The sequence below is a fragment of the Streptomyces sp. NPDC057697 genome, assembly GCF_042799335.1.
In the GTDB taxonomy this organism is placed as follows: domain Bacteria; phylum Actinomycetota; class Actinomycetes; order Streptomycetales; family Streptomycetaceae; genus Streptomyces.
This window is the reverse complement of the sequence record NZ_JBHVJA010000007.1, coordinates 1-24,947: the sequence shown is the minus strand read 5'-3', so window position 1 is coordinate 24,947 and position 24,947 is coordinate 1. Positions and strand designations below refer to the sequence as shown.

The following is a 24,947-nucleotide window of genomic DNA, read 5'->3' as shown; positions in this document are numbered from 1 at the left end:
TCCCCAAGGCCGTAAGGGCAGTTGTCCTTTTTTATCCCCATGCGCCGAGGGTGCCTTCATGACACCTACAGCCTTCCGAAAGGATGTTGATCAAGTGAAGGTTTCGTGCTTGGATGATGACTCGATGGTCAACATGTGAAGAATTGGACAGCGACAGGAACCACTTCGCACGCTTTCACCTTTCCTGGCGCTGACGATTCCGGATGCGCCCTGCATTCGCTTTCCATGCGATAAAGCAATACCGGGGGATGACCTTGAACGAGTGGGCGCGCATTACCGCACTGCGATGGGGGGCGGTACCCATGGGCCTTGCGGGCGCCATTCTCCTGACCAGCTGCGCGTCACATGAGTCGAGTCCGGACGTCGCGTCCGAAGTCAAGGCCCCCGTCCTTTTGAAGAGCGTCGACCTGCGACTTCCGCTGGAGACCTATCTTTTCTCGGAATCCGAGCAGTTGCGGATGGACGAAGCCAGGGCCGCGCTCAACACGACGTGCATGCGGCGTTTCGGCCTGAGCTACGACCCAGGGTCTCCCGGACCTCCGCTCGGTCCGCGCAGCCTCATGGACCGTCGCTACGGGGTGACGGACGAGGCGGAGGCCCGCTCCTTCGGGTACCACCTGGGCGACCGTGACCCTCGCACGCACCCTTCGCCCACCCCGAAGCCTTTGACCGCCACACAGAGCAAAGTACTTCTCGGGACTTCCCCGGACGGCTCCGGCTCGGCCGACAACGGGAACGCACCCCTGCTGAACGGGCTGCGGATTCCCGCAGAGGGCTGCATGGGGGAATCGATGAAGAAACTGGCCGATGGTGGACGCATCGGCCCGACCGACCAGGTCCGGAACGCGAACGCCCAGAGCTTCAAGACCACCATGGCCGACGCACGTGTGGTGAAGGTGTTCGAAGCCTGGTCCCAGTGCATGAAGAAGCAGGGCTATGCATACCCCGATCCGTTCGCCGCGATGAGTGACCCTCGCTTTCAGGGGACGAAGGCCGTGCCGGACGAACGGAAAGTGGCGGTTGCCGATGTCGCCTGCAAGAAGAAGACGAACCTGATCGGGACCTGGTTCACCGTCGAAACCAGCGAGCAGAAAAAGCTGATCGCCGAGAATCGATCGGCATTCGCCAGCGCGTCGAAGGGCAAGAAGGAACAGCTCGCCAAGGCTGCCGAGGCCCTCAAAAGTGCCCGGTAAGCGACTCGTACGCGTCACCCAAAAAAGCATTCGGCACAGCACTTCCGGGCACGGCAGGAAACGTGCCTCGAAGAGCTGTCTGCCGCCCTGTGGCCAGCACACCTTATCGACCGACGAAACAAGAATCCGAGAGGAAACATCATGAAGCGCAAGATGACGCTCGCCTCCATCGCCATGGGGGCCGCGCTGCTGACGCCCTTCGCGGCGTCCACCGCCGTGGCCGCGGGGTCGTCCCCCGCCGGAGAGGCCCACGTGGTCACGCCGATGGCCGCCGGCGACTGCCCGACGGGCAAGTTCTGCTTCTTCTACAACTCGGGCCTCGCCGGCGCCCACAACGCGCTGAGCAGCAATGTGCCCAACCTCGCCGGCTACACGTTCACGAGCTCCGGGGCGGGTAGCGGACAGGCCGTCAAGAACAACGCCGCGTCAGCCCAGAACAACAACCAGTGCAAGGCCACTGTCTACTTCAACTCCAACTACGCCGGCGTCCAGGACTCGTTCCTCTTCCGCAACGGCGGGCAACTCGTCAACACGTACAACCAGAACGCCTCTCTTTTCTTCGCGTCCTTCTGCGGCTGATCCTCGCCGACCGCAACGGCTCGCCGGTTCATCCGGCGGGCCGTCGTCCGTTCCGCCGGAGCGCACTCGGTCGCCCGTCGACCCGCCATCACGGGCTTCGCCGCACCCCGTCTGCCGCAGCGGCGCCACACGACCGGGGCCGGCCTTCCAGATCCAAGCCGTGCTCGGCACCGCGCACGGCGCACGCCCCGCAGACTCGTGGCCGGCAGTCGGGCGGCCCGGCCGGCCCGGCGGCAGGCCGGTCGGTCCGTCGTCGGCATGCCAGGATCCCGGCGCTGTGGCGGGTACTCCGAGGTCCTTCGGGAGCCGCACCACGCGCGGGGCAGCCGTCAACCACGGCTGCCCCACGCGCCTGCGTGTGGGTGTTTTCCAGCGCGACCGGGGGCAGAGGTGGCAATCTGCTGAGCAGTAGATACGCACAGCTACATAGCCGGAGGTGCCGTTTCCGTGCCGACCAACGTCAACCCCACCGTCAGACGACGCCGGTTGGGCCAGGAATTGCGCCGCCTGCGCGAGCTCAAGGGCATGACCGCCGAGGAGGTGGCGGAGCGGCTGCTGGTCTCGCAGTCGAAGATCAGCCGCCTGGAGAACGGCCGCCGTTCCATCAGCCAGCGCGACGTCCGCGATCTCTGCGGGGTGTACCAGGTCGAGGATCACCGGATCGTCGACTCACTGATGCAGATGGCCAAGGACTCCCGCCAGCAGGGCTGGTGGCACGCCTTCGGCGACATCCCGTACAGCGTCTACATCGGGCTGGAGACGGACGCCGAATCGCTGCGGGTGTACGAGCCCCAGGTGGTTCCCGGTCTGCTTCAGACCCGGAGCTACGCGGAGGCGCTGATCAACGGAGCGCTGCCGGAGGCCCCGCCGGGCGACATCGACAAGCGCGTCAGCGTCCGGGCCCGCCGCCAGGACCGGATCACCGATCCGGAGCATCCGCTACGGCTGTGGGCGGTCATCGACGAGTCCGCGCTGCGCAGGATGGTCGGCGGCAAGCAGGTGATGATCGAACAGCTGGAGCAGTTGGTCGAGCTGTCGCACCTGCCGCATGTGACCGTGCAGGTGCTGCCGTTCGAAATGGGCGCGCACCCCGGCATCAACGGGCAGTACGCCATTCTGGAATTCCCGGACGCCGCCGACTCCAGCGTCGTCTACATCGAGGGCGTCACCAGCGATCTCTATCTGGAGAAGGCCCACGACGTGCAGCGGTACAGCGTCATGTACGAGCACCTGCGGGCGCAGGCGCTGAATGTCGAGCAGACCCGGCAGTTCATCACCGAGATCGTGAAGCAGTACACCAGGCTGAGCTGAGCGGCGGTCGCACGTCGGCCGGGCGCCCGCCCGGAGCCGGCCGGGACACCGCCCGCGCATCCACGCGGTCCGGCCCGCAAAGTCCGGATTGCGGAAAATGAAGTGATGTTACAGGGCAGGCGGCGGTAAGGTACACCGCCGTCTGCCTCAAGCGGAAGATCTGATTGGTATATGCCACTCGGTCGAGTGAACGCCCCCTTCGCTCAAGGGGCTTGACGAGTAGCGTCGATCACACCAACCGGAACGCTGTTGGTGTCATTCACGCGACTCTTTGAACCGGAGTGAACATGGCCATTCGTCAGGGTGCTACGGACAAGTGGACGAAGTCCTCGTATTCCGGGGGCAACGGCGCCTGCGTCGAAGTCAAGTCCCCTCTCGCGCAGGCAATTGCGGTGCGTGACTCGAAGGCCCCCGAGGGCCCTTCGATCACCTTCGTCCCCGCCGCGTGGAACGCATTCGTACGCGATGTCGGCCAGGACGCCATCAACGCCTGACCGACCTCTCTTCCCGCTTCCCGTTTCCCGCTCGCATCGCGGCACCGGTTCCGGTGTCGCCGTCAGCCCTCTCGACCGGTCCGCCGTCCTGGCCGAGGGGGCTCGGTGCCAGAACCGGCGGGCCACCGGAACAGCCGCGCGGACGGCCGGCCGGGGCAGCCGGGCCGCGCGACCGCTCAGCGGAGCTGATCGACGTACAGATCGGTGCCCGGCACCGTGGGAATGAACGGCGCGACCAGCTCCACCCGCCCCAGGCCGGATTCCGCGACCGCCGCGTCGAGCCCGGTGAAGTGCTCGGCCCAGCACTCCCTCGGGTCCTCCTGGAGGAACCACAGCAGGGTCAGCCGGGTGTCGACACCCTCGACCTGCTTCACATAGCTCATCCGGTCCCCGGGCAGCGGCGTGGGGCGGAAGAGGGTCACCATCGCCGCCGGGGAACCGGCCAGCCGCTTCGGCAGGTGCCGCGAGCGCAGCCACTCCAGCAGTTCGGCCCGCGCTCCGGCCCCCTCGGCGTCGATCACTTCGAGGACCAGCCCCCGGTAGGGATGGTCCAGGGCGTGGAAGTCGCGGGGCCCGGCGGCGCCGTCCCGGTAGACCGTCGCCTCGTGGTCCTGGAACGCGGTGAACACATGGGTGCGGCCCTGGTGGACCCGGCCGTCCCGGTTGAGCCGCCCGTTGATGCCGACGGTCCACCTCATGTGGTCGTCGTAACGCCCTTCCGTCACCCAGTACGTCGACAGATAGCAGCCGGCCGTGACGGGCCGCGCCACCGCGGAGGTCTCCGGATAGCGCAGCTCCTGGAGCTCCCGGGTGGCCACCCAGCGCCGCCCCGCGAACATCCAGGGCATCGCCATCGCACCCGCGTAATAGTGGTCGTCCTCGTACCAGCGGTTGTAGGCGTACTCGTGGCCCGGGTGCGGCTCCACCATGGTGATCAGCGCATGGCCGGGATGGACGCCGTACGGCCCCAGCGCGGCCAGTTCGGCGTAGGTGTCGCTTCGTGTCTCGTCGCTCATGCCGTTCCCCTTCCGTACTCCGCAGCGGCGTCCTACTCTGACGCCCCGTCAGAAGAACTGCCAGAGCCGGGAGGCCACCGAATGCTGCTCGCGGGGAAGACCGTCATCGTGTCCGGGGTGGGCCCCGGTCTCGGCCACCGGGTCGCGGCGGCGGTCGTGCGGGACGGCGGGAACGCGGTGCTCGGCGCGCGCACCGCCGCGAATCTCGCCAAGTCGGCCACGGAGATCGACCCGGACGGCGGGTGCACGGCCCGGCTGGCCACCGACATCGCCGACGAGGAGCAGTGCGCGGCGCTCGCCGCGCTGGCCGTGGAGCGGTTCGGCCGGATCGACGCGGTGGTCCATGTCGCCGCCCGGGACACCGACTTCGGCGGGATCGAGGACGCCGACTTCACCACCTGGCAGTCGGTGATCGACGTCAATCTGCTCGGCACGCTGCGGATGACCCGCGCCTGTCTGCCCGCCCTCAGGGAGCACGGCGGCTCGGTGGTGATCATCGGTACGCAGTCCTCGGTGGCCGCGCCGACCCAGGTCCGGCAGGCGGCGTACGCGGCCTCGAAGGGGGCGCTCACCTCGGCCATGTACTCCCTGGCCCAGGAGCTGGGACCGCACCGGATCAGGGTGAACACCGTGCTGCCGGGCTGGATGTGGGGCCCGCCGGTGCAGGCGTTCGTACGGTTCACGGCGGACAGCGAGGGGGTGCCCGAGGCGGAGGTGCTGAGCAGGCTCACCGACCGCATGGCGCTCCCCGAACCGGCCACGGACGGCGATGTCGCCGAGGCCGCCGTGTTCCTGGCCTCGGACCGGGCGCGGGCGATCACCGGGCAATCGCTCCTGGTCAACGCGGGCGAGCTGATGCGATAGGCCCCGCCGTCCGCGCCGAAGCACCGGGATGCCGGAGCGCCGAGATACTGGGACACCGGAGCGCCGGGGTACTGAGGCGCCGGGCGCCGGAACACCCGCTCTCCGCGCCGGAGCCCGCCTTCTGCGATAGAGCCCCCTCTCCGCCGCACGGGACCCGCATCCCGTGCGGTTTTCTGTGCTCTGTTCTCTGCGGCGTACTTCGGAGTTCTTCGGGGCTCTTCCGATCCCCGTACGGCCTGACGAAGTGCCTGCCCATGGTGTGTCCGCCGTCACGTCGGCGACAACGTCCGCGTAAGTCAAGAGCAGGCAAAATCGTTCGCCTTGCTGACCTGCGTTCATATCCCTGACCGTCGCGACCTTGACCCCGGCACCGGGCAGACGGTTCAATCCCCGATGTCCCCGCTCCCGCACGGGGCCCCGCTGAACGGCCGTACTGACGAAGCGCGCTCCCCGTTCACAAGGCGGACCCCAGGAGGGGGCACATGAACAGTCTCGACTGGGTCGTGCTCATCGGCTACTTCGGCGTGATGATCGCGATCGGGATCTGGTCCCACAAGCGCGTGGACGACGTCAGCGACTTCTTCACGGCGGGCGGCCGGATGCCGTGGTGGCTCTCCGGCATCTCGCACCACATGTCGGGCTACAGCGCGGTGATGTTCACCGGGTACGCGGGCATCGCGTACCAGTACGGCGTGACGTCCTTCGTCACCTGGTCGCTGCCGATCGCCATCGGCATCGGCATCGGCGCCCAGCTCTTCGCCCCCCGGCTCAACCGCCTGCGCTCGCGGCTGCATGTCGCCTCGCCGCTCGAATACCTGAAGAGCCGCTACAACGTCCCCACCCAGCAGGCGCTCGCCTGGTCCGGGCTGCTGCTGAAGATCGTGGACGTCGGTGCCAAGTGGGCGGCCATCGCCACCCTGCTGTCCGTGTTCACCGGTATCTCGATCACCCAGGGCATCTTCATCACCGGCTGCATCACCGCCGTCTACTGCACGGTCGGCGGACTGTGGGCGGACGCGCTCACCGAACTGGGCCAGTTCGTCATCCAGCTCCTCGCCGGTGTCGCGATGCTGGTCACCGCCATGGGCGAGCTCGACGGCTTCAGCACCCTGTGGACGGTCTGGGACAAGCTGCCCGAGGGCCATACGAACCCCACGGCCGGTCCGTACACGGTGACCTTCCTGCTGGCCTATCTCTTCATCAAGACCTTCGAGTACAACGGCGGCATGTGGAACCAGGCCCAGCGCTACATGGCCACGGAGTCCGCCGCCGCCGCGAAGCGCTCGGCCCGGCTCTCCGCCGTGCTGTGGCTGGTCTGGCCCACGGTCCTGTTCTTCCCGATGTGGTGCGCCCCGCTGCTGGTCCACGCGCAGAAGCCGGACGCCTCGGACAGCTACGCCCTGATGACCGAACAGCTGCTGCCGCACGGTCTGCTGGGGCTGGTCGTCGTCGGTTTCTTCTCGCACACGATGGCCATGTGCTCCTCGGACGCCAACGCCATCTCGGCGGTCTTCACCCGGGACATCGCCCCAGTGCTCTCCAGGTCGGCACGCGCCTGGGGCAGCCGGGCCGGTCTGCTGGCGGCGCGGCTGTCCACGCTCGGCTTCCTCGCGCTGTCGATGGCGCTCGCCACCCAGATCAACTCGCCGACGTTCAAGGACATCATCTCCGTCGTCATCAAGTGGGTCGCCGGTCTGATGGGCCCGATCGCCATTCCGTTCATGCTCGGGCTGCTGCGCCGGTTCCGCAGGTCGGGCCCGACGGCGGCGCTGGTCAGCTGGGCGGCGGGGCTGCTGGCGTTCTACTTCACCAACTACGACCTCGACGGCTCGGTGAAGACGGATGTCGCCCTCCAGTACCAGGTGGCCCTGCCGCTGGCGATCTCGCTCGTCCTCTACGTCGTGATCGGCTTCGTCAAGCCCGAGGACACTCCGGAGCGCGACGCGGTCATCGAGCAGATCAACTCGGACGGCGACGGCGGAGGAGGAGGAGGCGGTGAGGGTGCCGGTGCCGGTGCGTCGGCCGGGTCGGGTGTGCCCGCGCAGCCCGGCTCCGGGGACGCGGCCGTGGAGGAAGGACGCAGGGGCTGAGAAGCGCGGGGGCGGCCGCCCGCGCGGTACGGGAGCGCGGCACGGGAGCGCGGTACGGGAGCGCGGTACGGGAGCGCGGTACGGGAGCGCGGTACGGGAGCGGGGTCGGCGGGTACGGCGGAGAGCCGCACCCCGCCCCGCTCCGCGTCGGCGCCCTCAGGCGCGCGGGTAGCGGGCCAGCCAGCCCGGTGCTGCGGCCGAGGGGCTGTGCAGGGCCGGCCCCTGCGTCATCTCCATCGCGAAGTCGTCCGCGAGCTCCAACAGCGTTGCCCTGCCCTCCAGTTCGGCGAGCCAGGCGGGCGGCAGCGCGGTCTCGCCGTGCAGTACGCCGAGCAGCGCCCCGCACAGGGCGCCGGTGGCGGCGGAGGGCCCGCCGTGGTTGACGGCCAGCCGCAGCCCGTGCCGGATGTCCTCGCCGACCAGCGCGCAGTACAGCGCGACGGCAAGGACCTCCTCGGCGGCGCCCGTGTCCCCCAGCGACTCGATCAGGGCGGGCCCCGGAATGCCCTGCCGCACGGTGCCGAGGGCCTGCTTCAGCGCCTCGGTGACCGGTTCGTGCCCCGGGCGCTCGGCGAGCAGCGCCAGCGCGTGCTGGACGGAACCGTCCAGGGTCTCCCCCCGGGCCATCCCGTGCACCATCACGGCGAGGGCGCCCGCCGAGAGCAGCGCGGCGGGGTGGCCGTGGGTCTGCGCGGCGCACTCGACGGCGAGCTGGAGGACGAGCTGGGGCTCCCAGCCGACGAGCAGCCCGAAGGGCACGGACCGGGTGAGGGCCGCGGAGTCCCGCGCCTCGGGGTTCTTGGGCTTGTCGAGGGTGCCCATGACGGTGTCGCCGAGCCCGGTCAGGCATTCCCGGGTGGGGTTCCGGCGGTCGTACAGCCACTCCTCCCGGGCGAGCCAGCCGTTGTCCTCACGGCGTTCGTCGGGCCCCCAGTCGTGCTGGGTGGCCGCCCATCGGAGATGGGCCCGGTGCACATCGGTGGGCGGGTGCCAGGCGCCGGTGTCGCGGCGGACCTGGGCACGGATCAGCCCGTCGACGGTGAACAGGGTGAGCTGGGTGACGGCGGTGACGGTGCCGCGCCCGCCGTGCACGGGGACGAGGTCGGTGAGCGCGTCGGGCCCGTGGGCCGCCCGGATCTCTTCGAGCGTGAGCCCGTCGACCCCCGCCCCGAGCGCGTCCCCGATGGCCCCGCCCAGCAGCGCGCCGCGCACCCGGCTGCGGAAGTCCTGCTGTTCGGCCCGGCCCCACACAGCCGTGGTCCCTGTGCTCACCGTGCCCCTCCCCCGTCGGCCCGCGATCCGGTCCGCCTGCGACTGCGCAGCACTGTAATCGAACGGAGACGGTCGGTAGAGAGCAGAAAACGGGTACGAACCGGTATGTGAACGGACGTCCCGCAGGTCGTTTATGACCGACCCAGCTGGTCGATCAGCTCGCCCGCGCCGATGAGCCCGTCCGCACCGATCAGCTCGCCCGGCCCTGGGAGTCTTTCCTGTACCGACAAGCACAGGCAGGAGAGAAGCACATGACTCAGCTGCTCAGGGTCCAGAACTTCAACGTGTCGAGCGACGGCTTCGGCGCGGGTGAGAACCAGTGCCTGGAGCGTCCGTTCGGCGACGCGGATCCCGGGGCCATGTTCTCCTGGGCCGGTGCGACGGCGAGCTGGCCGATGCGCACCGACCCGGGCGGCAGCCGGGGCCTGGACGACTACCTGACGCGGGACTACGCCCGCAACATCGGCGCCGAGATCATGGGGCGCGGCAAGTTCGGCCCCCAGCGCGGCCCCTGGGAGAACCTCGACTGGCGCGGCTGGTGGGGCGACGAACCGCCGTTCCGTACCCCGGTGTTCGTGATGACCCACCACCCGCGCCCCTCGTTCACCCTCTCCGACACCACGTTCCACTTCGTCGACGACGAGCCCGCCGCGGTCCTGGAGCGGGCCCGGGAAGCGGCGCGGGGCAAGGACGTCCGGCTGGGCGGCGGGGCCGCCACCATCCGGGAGTTCCTCGACGCCGATCTCGTCGACACCCTGCACGTGGCGGTCTCGCCGGTGGAGATCGGGGCCGGTTCGCGGCTCTGGGAGTCGCCCGACGAGCTGCTCGACCGGTTCCATCTGGATGTCGTGCCCAGTGCGAGCGGGGTGACGCACCACCTGTTCTGGCGCAAGTAGCCCGGCGGCCCCGCGGGCGGCGGCTGCGGTCAGCCCCCGTCCGCCGGGCCCCGCCCGCCCGTCGCCGGCCGGTCGTGCCCCGCGCGCAGACTGGCCACGGTGCTCAGCAGCAGCACGCCCAGGAAGGCGAGCAGGGGCACGCTCCAGGTGCCCGTGACGGCGTGCAGTACGGACGCGGTGACCGGTCCGGCGGCGGCGAGGAGGTAGCCGCCCGTCTGCGCCACCGTGGACAGCGCGGCCACGTGGTCGTGGTCCCGGCCCCGCTTCACGTAGAGGACCCCGGCCACCGCCTGACCGCCCCCGAGGCCGGCGCCGAGCACGACCGCCCAGACCGCGGGGGCGCTCGCGGGCGCGGCGAGCAGTCCGGCGTACCCGAGCGCGCAGATCAGGAGGACCGCGAAGAGGTGGGGGCGCTGGTCGGTACGGGCGGCGGCCAGCACCGGGGTGAGGAAGCCGCCGATCGCGACGCCGACGATGAACAGGGACTGCATGCCGCCCGCCGTCCCCTTGGCGACCCCGGCGTCCACGAGGATCGCGGGCAGCCAGGCGAGGGTGGTGTAGAAGAGCAGGGTCTGGAGGCCGAAGAAGACGATCAGGCTCCACGCCAGCCCCCTGTCACCGCCCTTGCCGAGGCTCCTGCCGACGCGCGGGGCGCCGCCCGCGCGCACCGGCTCGGGCGCCGCCGCGCGCCCCGCGCCCCGCCCCACGCCCCGTCCGGAGTGCCGCAGTTGGGGGGCGATGCCGAGGGCGGCCAGGGCCGCGGGGACGACGGCGAGGCCGATCGCGGTGCGCCAGGAGTGCCCGGACGCCTCCCAGACCGGCACCATCAGTGCGGCGACGAGCGCGGAACCGGCCCCCATGGACAGCGCGTAGACCCCCATCATCACGCCGACCCTGCGCGGTTCGAACCGGCTGCGCACGAACACCGGGATCAGTACGTTCACGACGGCCGTCGCGATGCTGACGAGCACGGTCCCGACGAACAGGCCGGGCAGGCCGAGTATGCGGACGACCGCCCCGACGAGGAGCAGCGCGCTCGCCCAGAACAGCCCGCGCTCCTCTCCGAGCCTCCGTCGCACGGTGGCCGCGAGCGGGGCGAACAGGCCCATGCAGAGCGGCGGCAGCAGACCGAGCAGGGTGAGGGTCCCGGTCCCGAACCCGGCGACCGGGGCGAGCGGCCCGAGCTGCCCGAACGCCACCCGGGTGTTGAGGCTGAGCAGGACGAAGCCGACGACCAGCATCACGGCGGCGGGGCCCCCACGCGCGGGACGCGACGGGGCCTGCCCGGCGGCGGCGGACGACTCGGTGGCGGACGGCTGGACGGCGGTGGGCGCGGGCGCGGGAACAGGGGCGGGTACGGACACGGGACCTTCCTGGGGTGGACAGGGGCCTTCCGGAGTGGACGGCCCACCCCTCCAGCCTTCACGCTCAAGTAAACTTGAGCGCAAGCGCGGATCGTCGGCCGGAGGTGCCCATGAACGACCGGCCCGAAGCTTCACCGGGCCCCGGGAACGCCCGGCCCGAGGCCCCCGCGCCTCCCGGGAACGCCCGGCCCGAGGCTCCTCCGCCTCCCATGAACGACCCGTCCGAGGCCCCTCCGCCTCCCAGGAACGACCCGTCCGAGGCCCCTCCGAAGGATCTGTACTCGATCAGCGAGGTCGCGGAGGCCTTCGGGATCTCGGTGGCCGCCCTCCGTTTCTACGAGGAGCGCGGCCTCGTCCGGCACAGCGAGCGCCGGGGCCGGGTCCGCCACTACACCCGCGAGGATCTCGCCCCGCTCGCCTACGTGCAGCTCTGGCACGACGACGGGATGCTGACCCTCGCGGAGACGGCCGCCATCGTCGGCAGCGAGACGGTCGCGGACCGGCTGGGGCTGATCACCGCCCAGCGGGACGCGATGCTGGAGCGGATCGAGAAGCTGAACCGGGCGGTGGCGGTGCTGAGCCACATGCTCGGCTGCCGCACCGACAAGGCCCTCGACTGCCCCATGACCGGCGACTACATCCGGGGCCGGGTCGACGCCGCACTCAGCGGCACCCCGGACACCAGCGACTTCCTGCCGTCGCCCTCACCACAGCAGCCACAACAGCCACAGCTGTCGCAACAGCCACAACACGCACAACAGCCGCAGCCGTCGCAACAGGACGACCGCCCCACAAGCTGACGACCACGCGCACTCGACGTCCCACCGCTCGATGCCTCAGGCCGGGCCCGCCCCGTCCAGCCGGTCCCGCTGCCGCCGCGCCCAGGCGTACGCCGGGTCGATCTCCAGCGCCCGGTCCAGGTCGGCCAGCGCGTCAGGGGTACGGCCCAGCGCCTCGTACGCCAGCGCGCGGCTGCCCAGGGCCCAGGCGTACGACGGGTCTGCGGCGAGCGCCCGTCCGTACTCCGCGACCGCCTCCTCGTACCGCCCGTCGAAGCGGTACACATCGCCCCGCTCGCCCATGATTCCGGCCGTGCCGGGGCTCAGCCGCTCGGCCCGGTCCAGGTCGGCCAGCGCCCCCGCGCCGTCCCCCAGGAAGCGCCGGACGTGCGCCCGGCGGGTCAGGGCCCAGGTGTAGTCCGGCCACAGGACGACGGCCCGGTCCAGGTCCTCCAGGGCGTCGGCGGCGCGGCCGAGCGCGAATTTGACCTGGCCCCGGCTGCCCAGGGTCAGGGGCTCCTTCGGGGCGAGGGCGTGTGCGCGGTCCAGCTCCGCGAGCGCCTCCTCGTGCCGGCCCATGCGCCGGTAGGTCTCGCCGCGCTCATGGGCCACCCACGCGGCCTCCGGGGCCAGCTCCGCGCAGCGGTCGATGTGGCGCAGGGCCGTGCCGAACTCCCCGAGCGTCCGCCGGGTGATCGCCGCCCCGTGGTGGCCTCCCGGATCCTGCGGGTCCACGTCGACCGCCCGCGCGTGGTCGTCGAGCGCGTCCTGGTACCGGCCGAGGATGAAGTACTGCCAGCCGCGCGCGTTGTACGCCGCGGCCCTGCCGTTGTCGTCCAGCTCGGGGCGGGCCAGCAGCAGCCCCAGCGCCCGTACCGCGCCGTACTGTTCGTCGGCCAGCGCGGCCAGGCATTCGGCGCCCCAGGACCGCAGGTGCCCGTCCCCGCCGTCCTCGCCCGCCTCCGCGAGGGCGCGCGCCCAGTGGCGGGCGGCCGGGGTCTCCGCCCAGCAGGCGTCGACCCCGTCGCGCAGGGCGGCGGGCAGCGCGGTACGGGGCGCGGCGCACAGCAGGTGGTACAGCTCCTCGCCCCGTTCGGCGCGCCAGCCGGGCCGGCTCCACGGGCGCCCCGCCGCGTCGCCGTGCCCGTCCTCCTCCGCCGTCCGCCGCGCGGCGAACAACGAGGCGAGCCGGGCGTGGCCGTCCCGCCAGGCCTGCGGCGCCCCGACCCGGCGCAGGCGCAGCATCGGCGTGCGTACGACCTCGTGGTAGCGGGCGCGGCCGGGGCTCGCGGTCACGAACGGCAGGGAGCACAGCCAGGCGTACACATCGGGGGCGTCGGTCGTGGCCCCGACCGCCGCCCCCGCCGCAACACCAGCAACTCTGGCAGCACCGGCAACACCCGCAACACCCGCCACGGAGCCCACCCCGGCCCCCACACCAGCCGCTCCCACATCAGCCGCACCCACCGCCGCCCCCGTGATCTCCTCGTCCAGCCGTCGGGGCAGGGCGCAGGCGAGTGCGGCCGTGCGCAGGGTCGGGTCGCGTTCCCACTTCAGGAAGCGTTCGACGGCGGTGGCGCTGGGGTCGTCCACCTCGTCCGGTGCCGTGGGCCGGGACCCGGCGAGAGTGGAGACCAGCACCGGCAGCCGCCCGGACAGCCTCAGCACCTCGGCGACGACCGGTTCGTCGGTGATGCCCTTGGCGGCGAGCAGCCCGCGCGCCTCCGTGTCGGTGAACGGCCGCAGCGGCAGATCGGTGACGAAGTTCTCGGCCCCGTCCCAGTGCGCGGGGTCCAGTCGGCGCTGTCCGGCGAGGGTGAAGACGACGTTGTCCGGCAGGGCGGCCCGGTGGGTCCGGGTGATCAGTTCGTGCAGCCAGCCGTCGAGGTAGGGGGCGGTCCGTTCGTAGGTGTCGAGGAAGAACACGATCCAGGGCGCCTGGTCGCCCACCCGGGCCAGATCGTCCAGGAAGGCCCCGGTGAGCGCCCGCACAGGATCGGCCGACGCCCCGCCGTCGCCGCCGTGCCCGAACCGGGCGCCGAGCGCGCTCCGCACCCCGTCCGCGCCCCGCGCCACCAGCGCCGGATCGACGGCTCCCGCGAACGCCCCGAGCAGCGGGATCATGCCGACCCCGATCAGCCCGGCCTGGGCGAGCGCGAGCGAACCCGCCGAGGGGTCCTGCGCTCCGTTGGCCGACGCGCCGGCGCCCTGCGCGCCCATGCCCGTCAGCGCCTCCTGGAGCCGCTGCCGGTAGGTGGCCAGCAGCCGGTCCAGCGCCTTGAGCGGATGGCCCTGCCTGCCGAACTGCTCGGAGACCATGGCCAGCAGCGCGGGCACGGAGTCGGCGGACTCGTCGGCGTGGGCGGTGACGGCCCCGCGCTCCTGCGCCACGCGCGCCATCTCCCGTACGAGAGAGGTCTTCCCGACGCCCGCGTTGCCCCGGACGTGGAAGACGAAGCGGTGGCGTACGTCCTCCGGGGGAAGGTCGAAGTTCCCCCGGAAGACGTCGAGTTCGGCCGCTCGGCCGATGAACGAGGCGCGTCTGCGGTCCTCGATGATCTGCTGCATCGAACGGCGTTGCGGTCGGGCGGCTGCCATACGGCTCAGTCTGGCAGCACCGGAAGCAGCTCCGGAAGGTGACCGTCGGACGCCTCGGCCGCCGCCACCCGCTCCGCCGGGACCTCTCCGTACAGGGTCGTACGCGGCTTCGCCGGGCGGCCGGCCAGCTCCGCGATGGCGATCAGGTCCTGGATGGAGCGGTAGGAGCCGTAACTCGACCCGGCCATCCGGGAGATGGTCTCCTCCATCAGGGTGCCGCCCAGGTCGTTGGCGCCCGAGCGGAGCATTTCCGCCGCACCCTCCGTGCCCAGCTTCACCCAGCTCGTCTGGATGTTGGTGATGTGCGGGTGCAGAAGGAGCCGGGCCATCGCCGTCACCGCGCGGTTGTCGCGATCGGTCGGGCCGGGGCGGGCGATGCCCGCGAGGTAGACGGGCGCGTTGGTGTGGATGAACGGCAGCGTGACGAACTCCGTGAAGCCGCCGGTCTCCTGCTGGAGCCGGGCCAGCGTCCGCAGATGGCCCAGCCAGTGGCGGGGCTGGTCGACATGCCCGTACATCATCGTCGAGGACGAGCGCAGGCCCACCTCGTGGGCGGTCCTGATGACCTCCAGCCAGGTCGCGGTCGGCAGCTTGCCCTTGGTGAGGACCCAGCGCACCTCGTCGTCCAGGATCTCGGCCGCCGTGCCGGGGATCGAGCCGAGCCCGGCCTCCTTCGCCGCGATCAGCCAGTCCCGGATGGACATCCCGGTGCGGGTGGCGCCGTTGACGACCTCCATCGGGGAGAAGGCGTGCACATGCATGCCGGGGACGCGTTCCCGTACCGCCTTCGCGATGTCGAAGTACGCGGTGCCGGGCAGGTCCGGGTGGATGCCGCCCTGCATGCAGACCTCAACCGCGCCGACGTCCCACGCCTGCGCGGCCCGGTCCGCGACCTGGTCCAGGGAGAGGGTGTACGCGTCGGCGTCGGTGCGCCGCTGGGCGAAGGCGCAGAACCGGCAGCCGGTGTAGCAGACGTTGGTGAAGTTGATGTTCCTGGTGACGATGTACGTGACGTCGTCACCGACCACGTCCCGGCGCAGCGCGTCCGCGATCCGGCACAGCTCGTCGAGCGCGGGGCCGTCCGCGTGGAGCAGGGCGAGCGCCTGTTCGTCGGTGAGCTTCGTCGGGTCGTCGGCCGCCCGGCTCAGCGCCTCGCGCACATCGGTGTCGATCCGGGACGGCACCATGCCGGGCGCGGCGGCCTCGCGCAGCGCTTCCCAGTCCCCGTACACCTCGTCGAAGTCCTCGCGGCGGTCGCCGGTGCGGCCCTCGGTGTCGATGGTGCGGTGCAGGTCGGTGCGGCCGCTGGCGCCGAACTCCTGGTCGGGCTCCTGCCAGGGCAGCCCGGCGGGGGCGGCGTCCTCGCGGGCGAGCCCCGTCTCCGGGTCGGCGAGGGCCCGGACGTGCGGGAGGAGGCGGGGGTCGAGCCAGGGTTCGCCGCGCCGGATGAACTCCGGGTAGATGGTGAGCCGTTCCCGCAGCGCGAAGCCGCTCTCGGCGGTCCTGGCCGCCAGCTCCTCGATGTGCGGCCAGGGGCGCTCGGGGTTCACATGGTCCGGGGTGAGCGGCGAGATCCCGCCCCAGTCGTCGATCCCGGCGCCGATGATCAGCGCGTACTCCGCGTCGACCAGGTTGGGCGGGGCCTGGATGCGGGCGGACGGGCCGAGGATGTGCCGGGCCACGGCGATGGCGGCGGCCAGCTCCTCCAGCTCCGCGTCCGGCATGGCGCGCATCGCGGTGTCGGGCTTGGCGCGGAAGTTCTGGACGATGACTTCCTGGATGCCGTGGTAGGCGCGGGCGGTCCTGCGCAGCTCGAAGAGGGAGTCGGCGCGCTCCTCGTACGACTCCCCGATGCCGATCAGGATGCCGGTGGTGAACGGGACGTTGGACCGCCCCGCGTCCTCCAGCACCCTCAGCCGTACGGCCGGTTCCTTGTCCGGGGAGCCGTGGTGCGGGCCGCCGGGCTCGGACCAAAGGCGGGTGGCGGTCGTCTCCAGCATCATCCCCATGGACGGCGCCACGGGCTTGAGCCGCTGGAGGTCGGTCCAGCTCATGACGCCCGGGTTGAGGTGGGGCAGCAGCCCGGTCTCCTCAAGGACCCGGATCGCCATGGCGCGTACGTACGCGAGGGTGTCGTCGTACCCCTCGGCCTCCAGCCACTCCCGCGCCTCGGGCCACCGGTCCTCGGGCCGGTCGCCGAGCGTGAACAGCGCTTCCTTGCAGCCCAGCTCCGCACCCTTGCGGGCGATGTCCAGCACCTCGTCGGGCGAGAGGAACATCCCGTGGCCCGCGCGCCGCAGCTTGCCGGGCACGGTGACGAAGGTGCAGTAGTGGCACTTGTCGCGGCAGAGCCGGGTCAGCGGGATGAAGACCTTGCGGGAGTACGTGATGACCCCGGGCCTGCCCGCGGCGTCGAGCCCCGCGTCCCGCACCCGGGCGGCCGAGGCGGCGAGGTCGGTGAGGTCCTCGCCCCGCGCCTGAAGCAGCACGGCTGCCTCGGCCACATCGAGAGCGACACCGTCACGGGCCCGCTTGAGGGCACGCCGCATGGAATTGGTCGTCGGACGTCCGCTCTGAGGATCGGTCATGAACCCGAGCATACGAGCGGGGCCCGCGCCCCGGACCAGGGCATCTGGCGCGGGACTCCGATTCCTCGGACGGCACCGGGGTGCCGAGTGCCGGTGGAGGTGAGCCGGGTCAGGCCGCCGAGGAGCGCCCGTCCGTCCCGGTCCCGCCAGGATCGCCGTCTTCGTGCGCGGTGAAGGAGAACGCGGAGGTGTCGCCGTCCAGGTCGATGGTGAGCGAAGCGTCCAGGGCCTTGGCCAGGCGCGTCAGGAGAGCCAGGGTCGGAACGGAGTCACCGCCCTCGATGTTGGAGATCTGCGGTTGTGTCATCCCCGCGCGGCGGGCCAGCCCGGTCTGCGACAGACCTAGTTCGGCCCGCCGGTCATACACGGCCTGCCCCAGCGCGAAGGCGTACCCGGCCTCGACATAAGCGGGCGACTCCTCGGCCACCTCTCCCAGAAGTTTCCTGGTCTGCCGTGTCTTCCACTGAGAGTGATCCACGACTACGCCTCCTCGCTCCGGTCATATGTGTGCGCGGCCGCACCATGATCCGCCTCGCACACCCTTTGGGCCAGCTGGGCACGCTCGACCTCAGCAGTCTCACGCTGCTTTGTCTTCCGGAACACCGTCAGCAGCACGATTCGTTTCTCGGGGGCGAGCCAGTAGGTGATACGCACCGCGCTGCCATCCATGGTGAAGCGCAGCTCACGCACCTTGCCACCGAGGTGCCTGGAATAGGGCTCGGCCAGAGTCGTGGGGTTCGCAGCGAGCATGTCAGCTGCCCGTTCAGCCTTGTCGTACTGAACATCGGCGAGCAGCGACAGCCACTGCCGAACCTCAGGCTCGATCTCGATTCGCCAAGGCAACTCCACGGGAGTGACTATACAGAAATTTGTATAGAAGGGGATTCGGCCCGCCCCTTCGCCGCGCTCTCGCCCCCGGCGCCACCCCGGCGCCTTCTCCGGCCGCCGGTCCGGGCCACACGATCCCCCTGGCGGGTAGATGTTGCATCCCGGCTCCGCCCTGACGGACGCCCGGTCCGCCCTGCTCGCAGAGGAGCCGTCATGCGCACAGCAAGCTTCTGATCTGGCGAAGTCCACCTGGCGTCGTTCAAGTGCTCCAAGGTCTACGTCGCCCGAGTGATCTTCGTCCGCCGGGTGGGCCACTACGGGTGAATGTTGTTCTGATCGAATCCGTTCGGGCTCTCTCCAAGGAGATTTCGTGGCTCGCAGTAGGACTTCGCCTTCACGCGCTCTGGCGCTCGGAGCCGTGGGCCTGGCCCTCGTGGCCGGGACAGCAGGAGTAGCCGTTGCCGTGGCCGACAACGTCAGCGCTCCCTACGCACAGGCCGGCGCGACGGTCACCGGCGCAGGCGAGGTGCGGAACGCCAAGGGCGTCGACGGGGTCAAGCGTCTCGGTCCCGGCGATTACTGCGTGACCTTCGCCAACCCTGAGTTCGACCCGGCGAAGGTCCTCCCCAGCGTCTCCTCGCTCCAGGGAGCCATGATCGTCAGCTACACCTGGCAAAGCGGGTGTGACAAGAGCAACCACTCCGCCAAGGTGCTGGCCCGCAACGCCAGTGGCCAGCCCGCTGACTCCTGGTTCTCCATCGTCATCCACTGAGCACCTGGCACCGACCGCCGGCCAGCGCCTCTGAACGGCTCGCCCAGTCAGGTGCCGTGTGCAAGCTGATTCCGTTGGGCCGAGCAGCGCTCGGCCCAACGTGCGGCGCTCCCGGCGTCCCAGTACACGGCCTCCAGCACGTAGTCCCCGCGGGCCTGGCCCCGGCGGCGGGCCTTGGTCCGGGCACCCTTCGCCTTGACCGGGCAGCGGCGCCCGGCCAAGTCCAGGTCCTCGATGTTCACGTCGAGGATCCCCTCCGCCCGGCCCGAGGTCTCGTAGAGCATCCGCCACAGGGTCTTCTCCCTCAGGTGGACCTCTCGCCGGGCGATCAGCCGGTCGACGGCCATCTTTGAGCGGGCTGGGGTCTCGGAGTCCGGCACCGCCAGCCGCTTCGCCCAGGCCGGGACCGTCGGGCCCTCGTACCCGTGTTCGGAGCACCAGCCCGTCCAGGACAGCACGGCGCCGCGGCGGGCGTTCCAGGTGTTCACCGCCGAGCGGCCCCACAGCAGCTCCAGCACCTCGCCGATCTCCACGTCCTCTACCGAGGCGAGCGGCCGGCCTTCGCCGAGGCGCTCGACGGTCTTCCCCACGGCGATGCCGTAGTTCCGGACAGTGTTCGGGTTGCCGAGCGAGTCGAGGAACAGGTCGGCTGCCGTCTGGACGGTCACCGCCTTCCCGGTCGGCAGGTGGACGAGCGTGGGCACCGAGTTCTCCCTGCCGCAGATAACAGAGCCGCTTCCCGCAGAAGCCAGCGAATGTCACCGCAGATGGATGACTTCAGACCGGCTTCGTCGCCGCCGACCCGCCAGCTGCCCAACAGGGCTGACAGAGGCTTAGCGCACGATCTGACACTGATGTTCCTCAGGCCCCGTGACACACTCGGCCCAGACCGTCTTGCCGACGACCCGGTCCCGCACGCCCCACGTAGTCGCCAGCGCCCCGACCAGATGCAGGCCGAACCCCGACTCCGCGCCGGTGCGGAACGGCCGCACCTCCGGTTCACGTTCGCCCCGCGCGTCCGACACCTCGATACGGAGCGTGCCCGACAGCGCGAGGAGCCGCAGCTCGAAGTCCCGCCCCGGCACCGCCCCGTGCAGCACGGCGTTGGCCGCCAGCTCGGACACGATCACGGCGACATCGTCGGAGAGCCCGCTCCCGTACGGCACGCCCCATGCGTCGAGTTGGTGCACCGCGAGCCGGCGCGCGAGCCGGGCGCCCCGACGGGTCGCGCTGAGGCGTTGGACGAACTCGTGGTTCACAAGGGTGAATTCAGCGTTCATGTGACTCAGCGTGTCCGGTTGCTCGTACGCTGACCAGGAGTGACAGCACGACGCCGAGTAGCTGTACGGGCACGCCCTGTCGGCTGTACGGGACGTCGACCGTGACGGGTGGACAGAGAGCGGTGCGGGACGCATGGCGAAGGAAGTACGGCCCGAGCGGCCGGTCGAATCGGATGGTACGGCGCACCTTTTCCGGGCGCTCGGAAAAATGATCAAGGTGCTGCGCGAGCGCGCGGGCATGAGCCAGCGGGAGCTGGCCGTCGCCACGCACTGCGGGGAGGATCTGGTCTCCGCGATGGAACGGGGGGTGCGGACGCCTCAGCCGGAGTTCCTGGCACTCGCGGATGACGCGCTCGGCGCGGGCGGCCTGCTCCGCGCCACGATCGAGGAGGTCAGGGAAGCGCTGGCGAAGGCGCGTACGCGACATCCGGAGTGGTATCGCGGCTACGCGAATCTAGAGGCTGCCGCATCGCAGCTCTACGACTACAGCAACCAGGCCGTCCCCGGACTGCTCCAGACCGAGGCGTACGCCCGAGCGATCTTCGCCCAGTGGCGGCCGCTGCTCAGCGAGGAGATCGTTGAGAAGCGCGTCGCCGACCGGCTCGACCGGCAGAAGATCTTCGAGCCCTGGCCCTCCCCGACATTCCACTTCATCCTGGATGAGAGCGTGTTGGCGCGACCTATCGGAGGCCGGGACGTACATCGGGAGCAGTTGCAGAGGCTTCTGCACATCGGCCGCCTCAGGACAGTGGAGCTCCAGCTGATGCCGCTCGACCGCACCGAACAGCCCAGCATCGACGGCCCGTTCACCCTGATCACCCCCAAGGGCAAGCAGCAGCTTGCCTACCTGGAGACTCACGGGTATCCGAGGCTCATCACCGAGCCGGAAGAAGTCCGGGTGCTGGCCGTGCGCTATGGAATTATGCAGTCGGTGGCTCTCACTCCGAGGGAGTCCTTGGCCACGATCGAGAAGATGCTGGGAGAACGATGAGCATCGGGCAACTGAACTGGTTCAAGAGCAGCTACAGCGGCGGTGGCGGCAGCAACTGCATCGAGGTCGCCTACGAGTGGCGCAAGAGCAGCTACAGCAGCGGCGCTGGTGGCAACTGCGTCGAAGTCGCTGCTCACTGGCACAAGTCGAGCCACAGCAGCGGCGCAGGCGGCGAGTGCATCGAGGTCGCAAGTTGCGCCGCCGCCGTACACATCCGCGACTCCAAGAACGTCCAGGGGCCCCAGCTCGACGTCGCCCCCGGCGCCTGGGCGGCGTTCGTTTCGTACGCACAGCAGGGCTGAGCGCTCTGTGGTGGCGGGTGCCCACCGGGTCGTGACAGCCGCGACCCGGTGGACCGCTGGTCCAGTAGGCCAGATGCGCACGGTGAAGCTCCAAGTCATGCCGACCGCACGCGATGAACACCCCTCCATGGACGGCCCGTTCACCTTGCTCACGCCCAGGGGCCTTGGCGAGGCTGTGTACACGGAGATTCAGGGGCACGCCCGCCTCATCACCGACCCAGATGAGGTCCGTCAGTTCAGCGAGCGCTGCGGGATCACGCGGGCGCAGGCTCTCACCCCGAAGAAGTCCCTGATGCTCATCGAGAAGATGCTGGGAGAGCTATGAACAGCGAGCAACTGCACTGGTTCAAGAGCAGCTACAGCGGCGGCGAAGGCGGAACCTGCGTCGAGGTCGCCTATGAATGGCGCAAGAGCAGCTACAGCGGCGGCGGCGGCAACTGCGTCGAAGTCGCCGCCCACTGGCACAAGTCGAGCCACAGCAGCGGCGAAGGCGGCGAGTGCATCGAGGTCGCGAGTTGCACCGCTGCCGTCCACATCCGCGACTCCAAGAACGTCCAGGGCCCCCGACTCAACGTCGCCCCCGGCGCCTGGGCGGCGTTCGTTTCGTACGCACAGCAGGGCTGAACGCCCTGCCCCGGCGGGCGTCCACCGGGTCGTGACAGCCGCGACCCGGTGGACCGCGACGCGGCTGTCCGGGACGCGGTGTGCAGCGACGTAAATGCTTGTGAGTTTTTGTCGTGAGGACGTGAGGAAAACCCAACCCAACCCGTCTCTGTAACCTGCGGGTCCCTGTCACTCGCGCGGGTGACTTCGGCCAACTCCGCTGGATTTCGGGACAGCTTGCGGGCATATGCTCACGCCAACACAGCCCCAAACGCATGTCGGCCCTCGGCCGGGAGTGATGATCCCGAACGAGGGCCTGACCACCTAGGAAGCCAAGACCTTCCCGATGGATACACAGCAGGTTAGCGCGCGTACACGTTCCGCGCCCCCCGTTCGCCGGGGCGGGTCGCCCGATTCCGGCATCCGCCACATCAACACCCGCCAGACCAGCCGGTTCACGATCATCGGCAACCACCTCGCCCAGCACCGCGAACTGTCCCTGCTCGCGATCGGGCTTTCGACGTACATCCAGTCGCTGCCCGCCGGGGCGCGGATCGGCATCAAGAAGCTCGCCGAACGCTTCCCCGAGAGCGAGGCCCGCATCGCCGCCGCGTTACGCGAACTGGAGGCCCACGGCTATCTGACCCGTACCCGCGAGCGCCTGCCCAACGGCCGGGTCGTCACGCGTACGTGCTCCTACAACCAGCCGAACCGCACCACCCCCCAACGACACCCGGCCCCGGACCCCGCACCGACCCCAGACTCAGCCGCAGCCGCAGAACCCGCACCGGCGGCCGCCGCACCCCCGCCTCCCCCGCCACCCCCGGTCCCCGCGCCCACGGCCGCCAAGGCGCCGACCCCGCCCCTCCCCCAGCCGCGTCAGGCTCTCCCCCAGCTCCTGCGCGCCGCCACCGCGTTGCTCACCGATCTCCCCCGCCACGCGCCTCAACTCACCCTCAGCGAGGCCGATGTGGTCCGCCTCGCGCCTGCCGCCGCCACGTGGTTCGAGCGGGGAAGCAGCCCCGCCGCTCTCCGGAAGGCCCTCACCGACGACCTCCCGCAGCCGGTCAAGTACCCCGTGAAGTTCATCGCGCACCGCCTCACCAAGCTGCTCCCGCCCCCGCCGACCCCCTCCGGTCCCGCCGTCCCGCTCCAGAACTGCGACAGCTGCGAACGCGCCTTCCGGTCCCCGTTCCCGGGCCACTGCCACGACTGCGCGTCCGAGGGCCACACATCAGCCGAGGGCCACACATCAGCCGACGACCGCGCGCCGGCCGACGGCCCGGCCCGTTCCCTATCCTGGCCGGATGATCACCACCGCTCCTGAACTCGTCATATTCGACTGCGACGGCGTACTCGTCGACAGCGAACGCATCGCCGTCCGCATCCAGGTCCAGGTGGGTGCCGAGCTGGGGTGGCCGCTGACGGCGGAGGAGGTCGTCGAGCAGTTCGTGGGGCGGTCGAACAAGTCCATCGGCGCGCTGATCGACGCCCGGCTGCCCGGCCGGTCCGCCGCCTGGCAGCAGCGCTTCGAGGCCCTTCACCACGACGCGGTCGAAGCCGAACTCGTCGCGGTGGACGGCATCCGGGACGCCCTGGCCGCCCTCACGCTCCCCACCTGCGTGGCGTCCAGCGGCAGCCACGAGAAGATGCGCCACACCCTCGGCCACACCGGGCTCCACTCCCACTTCGAGGGCCGCATCTTCAGCGCCTCGGAGGTCGCCCACGGGAAGCCCGCCCCCGATCTCTTCCTCCACGCGGCCCGCCGGATGGGCGTCGAACCCGCCGCCTGCGTGGTCGTCGAGGACAGCAAGTACGGCGTGCAGGCGGCGCGTTCGGCCGGGATGCGGGCGTTCGGCTACGCGGGCGGGCTGACCCCGGCGCACTGGCTGGAGGGCCCGGACACCGTCGTCTTCGACGACATGCGCAAGCTGCCGACGCTGCTGTCCGGACTCTGAGAGCTTCCGGCGCGGCCGGTCGCCGTCAGCCCTGCGGGAAGCCTCAGCCCTGTGGGAAACCCTCCGCTCTGCGGGAAGCCCTCAGCTCTGCGGGAAGTCCTTGCCCTTGATCTTCGCCATCCGGCCATCGGGGTGGTGCCAGACGATCCCCTCGTACCCCTCGGCGGCCAGGGCGAGCGCGCGCTCCCGGATGCTCTCGTACGACAGCTCCTCGGGCATGCCGATGTCCGCCGCGGCGGCGTGCTCGACGAGCCGGTGGGAGTCGACGCGCTCCGGGTTCCCGTTGATCTTCGGACCGATCAGCTCGAAGGTGCCGGGCACATGGTCGCCCGGGGCGCTCGTCCGCAGCGCCTCGTCATGGAACTTCGCGAAGGATGACTGCGCGATGGGCTCCCACCCGACCGATTTTCCGGTCGTGTCATCGGTGGAGACGGCCACGAAGCCGGGGGGCGGCGTCCTGCCCGGCTTCACCTCGCGCCGGGCCCACCACGCACCGGACGCGTCGAGCATGACGCAGGTGCCGTCGTACTTGCGCGTGGCCCTTCCTTCACCGGCGAACACCCAGTCGCATCCCGGCGTCGGCTGCGGGATGACATGGGCCGGGCGGGCGTCGAAGTCACGGGCGAACAGGGTGGGTATCTTCTGCATCGGTGCAGCCTCTCGGGCCGTTGGGCACATCAGGTGGCTAGATGATTCCTCGGCGCGAACGGGACCGCTCCCCAATTAACGTCGCGCCCGGCGGCGTACCCCCGACAGCGCGAGGGCCGGGCGCTCCGCACCGTCCGGTGCGGGCCACCCGGCCCCTGCCTTGCGTTCACCTCATCCACTCATCCGCGTCAGCGGGCGACCGCCTTCGTCGCCTTGCTGGTGGCGGAACCACTGCTGTGACCCGTGCGGCGCGCGGTCACCTTCACAGTGATCTTCTTGCCGCTCTGGGCCGACTTCAGCGTCAGCGAGGACTTCGTGGCGCCCGAGATCGCCTTGCCGTTGGCGTACCACTGGTAGCCGTACGAAGTCGGCGCGGGCGACCAGGTGCCATTGGCGGCCTTGAGGACCTTGCCCACCTTCGCCGTACCCGAGATCGTCGGCTGCTTGCTCGCCTTGGGCGCACTACCGGTGGCCACCTTCACCGAGGCGGGCGCCGCGGTACCGTCGCTGTGACCGGTGCG

At 70.5% G+C, this 24,947-nt stretch carries 24 protein-coding genes and 2 pseudogenes; 15 read left to right on the top strand and 11 right to left on the bottom strand.

Annotated features, from left to right (window positions below; genetic code table 11):
• The first annotated feature begins 248 nt into the window (after nucleotides 1-248).
• The 4 genes from ACFVFH_RS19440 (at nucleotide 249) to ACFVFH_RS19425 (ending at nucleotide 3,577) form a co-directional block, all read left to right on the top strand.
• Nucleotides 249-1,193, top strand: coding sequence for a hypothetical protein (locus ACFVFH_RS19440; RefSeq protein ID WP_383770020.1), 945 nt, complete (start codon nucleotides 249-251; stop codon nucleotides 1,191-1,193).
• A 141-nt stretch (nucleotides 1,194-1,334) separates the two neighbouring features.
• Nucleotides 1,335-1,772 (top strand): peptidase inhibitor family I36 protein, encoded by a 438-nt coding sequence (locus tag ACFVFH_RS19435; protein WP_383770017.1) that lies wholly within the window; start codon nucleotides 1,335-1,337, stop codon nucleotides 1,770-1,772.
• 447 nt (nucleotides 1,773-2,219) lie between these two features.
• Nucleotides 2,220-3,083 (top strand): helix-turn-helix domain-containing protein, encoded by an 864-nt coding sequence (locus ACFVFH_RS19430; RefSeq protein ID WP_383770014.1) that lies wholly within the window; start codon nucleotides 2,220-2,222, stop codon nucleotides 3,081-3,083.
• Nucleotides 3,084-3,370: 287 nt separating this feature from the next.
• Nucleotides 3,371-3,577 (top strand): DUF397 domain-containing protein, encoded by a 207-nt coding sequence (locus ACFVFH_RS19425; protein WP_383770012.1) that lies wholly within the window; start codon nucleotides 3,371-3,373, stop codon nucleotides 3,575-3,577.
• Between the two features lie 176 nt (nucleotides 3,578-3,753).
• Here the strand turns inward: ACFVFH_RS19425 and ACFVFH_RS19420 are convergent, their stop codons facing one another.
• Nucleotides 3,754-4,593 (bottom strand): hypothetical protein, encoded by an 840-nt coding sequence (locus ACFVFH_RS19420; RefSeq protein WP_383770009.1) that lies wholly within the window; start codon nucleotides 4,591-4,593, stop codon nucleotides 3,754-3,756.
• 81 nt (nucleotides 4,594-4,674) lie between these two features.
• Here ACFVFH_RS19420 and ACFVFH_RS19415 point away from each other — a divergent pair, with 81 nt between their 5' ends.
• The gene (locus tag ACFVFH_RS19415) at nucleotides 4,675-5,457 is read left to right on the top strand and encodes an SDR family oxidoreductase (RefSeq protein WP_383770006.1); all 783 of its coding nucleotides are present in this window, start codon (nucleotides 4,675-4,677) and stop codon (nucleotides 5,455-5,457) included.
• Between the two features lie 482 nt (nucleotides 5,458-5,939).
• The gene (locus ACFVFH_RS19410; protein WP_383770003.1) at nucleotides 5,940-7,547 is read left to right on the top strand and encodes a sodium:solute symporter family protein; all 1,608 of its coding nucleotides are present in this window, start codon (nucleotides 5,940-5,942) and stop codon (nucleotides 7,545-7,547) included.
• 156 nt (nucleotides 7,548-7,703) lie between these two features.
• Here ACFVFH_RS19410 and ACFVFH_RS19405 read toward each other — a convergent pair whose 3' ends face one another.
• Nucleotides 7,704-8,819, bottom strand: coding sequence for an ADP-ribosylglycohydrolase family protein (locus ACFVFH_RS19405; protein WP_383770000.1), 1,116 nt, complete (start codon nucleotides 8,817-8,819; stop codon nucleotides 7,704-7,706).
• A 251-nt stretch (nucleotides 8,820-9,070) separates the two neighbouring features.
• Between ACFVFH_RS19405 and ACFVFH_RS19400 the strand changes: the two genes are divergently transcribed.
• Nucleotides 9,071-9,715 carry a dihydrofolate reductase family protein gene (locus tag ACFVFH_RS19400; RefSeq protein WP_383769997.1) on the top strand — a complete coding sequence of 215 codons (645 nt, stop codon included), beginning with the start codon at nucleotides 9,071-9,073 and terminating at the stop codon, nucleotides 9,713-9,715.
• Nucleotides 9,716-9,744: 29 nt separating this feature from the next.
• Here the strand turns inward: ACFVFH_RS19400 and ACFVFH_RS19395 are convergent, their stop codons facing one another.
• Nucleotides 9,745-11,079, bottom strand: coding sequence for an MFS transporter (locus tag ACFVFH_RS19395; RefSeq protein WP_383769994.1), 1,335 nt, complete (start codon nucleotides 11,077-11,079; stop codon nucleotides 9,745-9,747).
• A gap of 209 nt (nucleotides 11,080-11,288) precedes the next feature.
• On the opposite strand from ACFVFH_RS19395, the gene ACFVFH_RS19390 reads away from it, so the two are divergent.
• Nucleotides 11,289-11,879, top strand: coding sequence for a MerR family transcriptional regulator (locus ACFVFH_RS19390; RefSeq protein ID WP_383769991.1), 591 nt, complete (start codon nucleotides 11,289-11,291; stop codon nucleotides 11,877-11,879).
• Nucleotides 11,880-11,915: 36 nt separating this feature from the next.
• Here the strand turns inward: ACFVFH_RS19390 and ACFVFH_RS19385 are convergent, their stop codons facing one another.
• The 4 genes from ACFVFH_RS19385 to ACFVFH_RS19370 all read right to left on the bottom strand — a co-directional run bounded on the left by ACFVFH_RS19385 (nucleotide 11,916) and on the right by ACFVFH_RS19370 (nucleotide 17,887).
• A complete protein-coding gene (locus ACFVFH_RS19385) occupies nucleotides 11,916-14,456 on the bottom strand; it encodes a tetratricopeptide repeat protein (RefSeq protein ID WP_383769988.1) in 2,541 nt (846 codons plus the stop codon).
• Nucleotides 14,457-14,461: 5 nt separating this feature from the next.
• The gene (locus ACFVFH_RS19380) at nucleotides 14,462-17,044 is read right to left on the bottom strand and encodes a bifunctional FO biosynthesis protein CofGH (RefSeq protein ID WP_383769985.1); all 2,583 of its coding nucleotides are present in this window, start codon (nucleotides 17,042-17,044) and stop codon (nucleotides 14,462-14,464) included.
• 109 nt (nucleotides 17,045-17,153) lie between these two features.
• The gene (locus ACFVFH_RS19375; protein ID WP_383769982.1) at nucleotides 17,154-17,522 is read right to left on the bottom strand and encodes a helix-turn-helix domain-containing protein; all 369 of its coding nucleotides are present in this window, start codon (nucleotides 17,520-17,522) and stop codon (nucleotides 17,154-17,156) included.
• 2 nt (nucleotides 17,523-17,524) lie between these two features.
• A complete protein-coding gene (locus ACFVFH_RS19370) occupies nucleotides 17,525-17,887 on the bottom strand; it encodes a type II toxin-antitoxin system RelE/ParE family toxin (protein WP_383770722.1) in 363 nt (120 codons plus the stop codon).
• A gap of 448 nt (nucleotides 17,888-18,335) precedes the next feature.
• Here ACFVFH_RS19370 and ACFVFH_RS19365 point away from each other — a divergent pair, with 448 nt between their 5' ends.
• Nucleotides 18,336-18,644, top strand: a complete 309-nt coding sequence (locus ACFVFH_RS19365; protein WP_383769980.1) for a hypothetical protein — start codon at nucleotides 18,336-18,338, stop codon at nucleotides 18,642-18,644.
• A 104-nt stretch (nucleotides 18,645-18,748) separates the two neighbouring features.
• Here ACFVFH_RS19365 and ACFVFH_RS19360 read toward each other — a convergent pair.
• Nucleotides 18,749-19,348: pseudogene (locus ACFVFH_RS19360) on the bottom strand (site-specific integrase); the annotation flags it as partial.
• 129 nt (nucleotides 19,349-19,477) lie between these two features.
• On the bottom strand, nucleotides 19,478-19,924 hold the full coding sequence (locus ACFVFH_RS19355; RefSeq protein ID WP_383769977.1) for an ATP-binding protein: 447 nt from the start codon (nucleotides 19,922-19,924) through the stop codon (nucleotides 19,478-19,480).
• A gap of 133 nt (nucleotides 19,925-20,057) precedes the next feature.
• On the opposite strand from ACFVFH_RS19355, the gene ACFVFH_RS19350 reads away from it, so the two are divergent.
• The 6 genes from ACFVFH_RS19350 to ACFVFH_RS19325 all read left to right on the top strand — a co-directional run bounded on the left by ACFVFH_RS19350 (nucleotide 20,058) and on the right by ACFVFH_RS19325 (nucleotide 23,778).
• The gene (locus ACFVFH_RS19350; protein WP_383769974.1) at nucleotides 20,058-20,915 is read left to right on the top strand and encodes a helix-turn-helix transcriptional regulator; all 858 of its coding nucleotides are present in this window, start codon (nucleotides 20,058-20,060) and stop codon (nucleotides 20,913-20,915) included.
• Nucleotides 20,912-21,217: a DUF397 domain-containing protein gene (locus tag ACFVFH_RS19345; RefSeq protein ID WP_383769972.1), complete on the top strand. Its 306-nt coding sequence runs from the start codon at nucleotides 20,912-20,914 to the stop codon at nucleotides 21,215-21,217. Before ACFVFH_RS19350 ends, ACFVFH_RS19345 begins: the two co-directional genes overlap by 4 nt.
• Before the next feature lie 73 nt (nucleotides 21,218-21,290).
• On the top strand, nucleotides 21,291-21,542 hold the full coding sequence (locus ACFVFH_RS19340) for a Scr1 family TA system antitoxin-like transcriptional regulator (protein WP_383769969.1): 252 nt from the start codon (nucleotides 21,291-21,293) through the stop codon (nucleotides 21,540-21,542).
• Nucleotides 21,539-21,841, top strand: coding sequence for a DUF397 domain-containing protein (locus ACFVFH_RS19335; protein WP_383769966.1), 303 nt, complete (start codon nucleotides 21,539-21,541; stop codon nucleotides 21,839-21,841). Before ACFVFH_RS19340 ends, ACFVFH_RS19335 begins: the two co-directional genes overlap by 4 nt.
• Nucleotides 21,842-22,166: 325 nt before the next feature.
• Nucleotides 22,167-23,147: a helix-turn-helix domain-containing protein gene (locus ACFVFH_RS19330; RefSeq protein ID WP_383769964.1), complete on the top strand. Its 981-nt coding sequence runs from the start codon at nucleotides 22,167-22,169 to the stop codon at nucleotides 23,145-23,147.
• Nucleotides 23,128-23,778 (top strand): HAD family hydrolase, encoded by a 651-nt coding sequence (locus tag ACFVFH_RS19325; RefSeq protein WP_383769962.1) that lies wholly within the window; start codon nucleotides 23,128-23,130, stop codon nucleotides 23,776-23,778. Before ACFVFH_RS19330 ends, ACFVFH_RS19325 begins: the two co-directional genes overlap by 20 nt.
• Before the next feature lie 81 nt (nucleotides 23,779-23,859).
• Here the strand turns inward: ACFVFH_RS19325 and ACFVFH_RS19320 are convergent, their stop codons facing one another.
• Together ACFVFH_RS19320 and ACFVFH_RS19315 are read right to left on the bottom strand one after the other, a co-directional pair.
• Nucleotides 23,860-24,426 (bottom strand): DUF5565 family protein, encoded by a 567-nt coding sequence (locus ACFVFH_RS19320; protein ID WP_383769959.1) that lies wholly within the window; start codon nucleotides 24,424-24,426, stop codon nucleotides 23,860-23,862.
• Between the two features lie 188 nt (nucleotides 24,427-24,614).
• A pseudogene (locus ACFVFH_RS19315) lies at nucleotides 24,615-24,947 on the bottom strand (Tat pathway signal protein); the annotation flags it as partial.

What these genes read in the sequence shown, in the direction of transcription:
- ACFVFH_RS19440 (WP_383770020.1), top strand. Translation starts at nt 249, where the DNA reads ATGACCTTGAACGAGTGGGCGCGCATTACCGCACTGCGATGGGGGGCG.
- ACFVFH_RS19435 (WP_383770017.1), top strand. Translation starts at nt 1,335, where the DNA reads ATGAAGCGCAAGATGACGCTCGCCTCCATCGCCATGGGGGCCGCGCTG.
- ACFVFH_RS19425 (WP_383770012.1), top strand. Translation starts at nt 3,371, where the DNA reads ATGGCCATTCGTCAGGGTGCTACGGACAAGTGGACGAAGTCCTCGTAT.
- ACFVFH_RS19420 (WP_383770009.1), bottom strand. Translation starts at nt 4,593, where the DNA reads ATGAGCGACGAGACACGAAGCGACACCTACGCCGAACTGGCCGCGCTG.
- ACFVFH_RS19415 (WP_383770006.1), top strand. Translation starts at nt 4,675, where the DNA reads ATGCTGCTCGCGGGGAAGACCGTCATCGTGTCCGGGGTGGGCCCCGGT.
- ACFVFH_RS19410 (WP_383770003.1), top strand. Translation starts at nt 5,940, where the DNA reads ATGAACAGTCTCGACTGGGTCGTGCTCATCGGCTACTTCGGCGTGATG.
- ACFVFH_RS19400 (WP_383769997.1), top strand. Translation starts at nt 9,071, where the DNA reads ATGACTCAGCTGCTCAGGGTCCAGAACTTCAACGTGTCGAGCGACGGC.
- ACFVFH_RS19390 (WP_383769991.1), top strand. Translation starts at nt 11,289, where the DNA reads ATGAACGACCCGTCCGAGGCCCCTCCGCCTCCCAGGAACGACCCGTCC.
- ACFVFH_RS19385 (WP_383769988.1), bottom strand. Translation starts at nt 14,456, where the DNA reads ATGGCAGCCGCCCGACCGCAACGCCGTTCGATGCAGCAGATCATCGAG.
- ACFVFH_RS19380 (WP_383769985.1), bottom strand. Translation starts at nt 17,044, where the DNA reads ATGACCGATCCTCAGAGCGGACGTCCGACGACCAATTCCATGCGGCGT.
- ACFVFH_RS19355 (WP_383769977.1), bottom strand. Translation starts at nt 19,924, where the DNA reads ATGAACGCTGAATTCACCCTTGTGAACCACGAGTTCGTCCAACGCCTC.
- ACFVFH_RS19350 (WP_383769974.1), top strand. Translation starts at nt 20,058, where the DNA reads ATGGCGAAGGAAGTACGGCCCGAGCGGCCGGTCGAATCGGATGGTACG.
- ACFVFH_RS19345 (WP_383769972.1), top strand. Translation starts at nt 20,912, where the DNA reads ATGAGCATCGGGCAACTGAACTGGTTCAAGAGCAGCTACAGCGGCGGT.
- ACFVFH_RS19340 (WP_383769969.1), top strand. Translation starts at nt 21,291, where the DNA reads ATGCGCACGGTGAAGCTCCAAGTCATGCCGACCGCACGCGATGAACAC.
- ACFVFH_RS19335 (WP_383769966.1), top strand. Translation starts at nt 21,539, where the DNA reads ATGAACAGCGAGCAACTGCACTGGTTCAAGAGCAGCTACAGCGGCGGC.
- ACFVFH_RS19330 (WP_383769964.1), top strand. Translation starts at nt 22,167, where the DNA reads ATGGATACACAGCAGGTTAGCGCGCGTACACGTTCCGCGCCCCCCGTT.
- ACFVFH_RS19325 (WP_383769962.1), top strand. Translation starts at nt 23,128, where the DNA reads ATGATCACCACCGCTCCTGAACTCGTCATATTCGACTGCGACGGCGTA.
- ACFVFH_RS19320 (WP_383769959.1), bottom strand. Translation starts at nt 24,426, where the DNA reads ATGCAGAAGATACCCACCCTGTTCGCCCGTGACTTCGACGCCCGCCCG.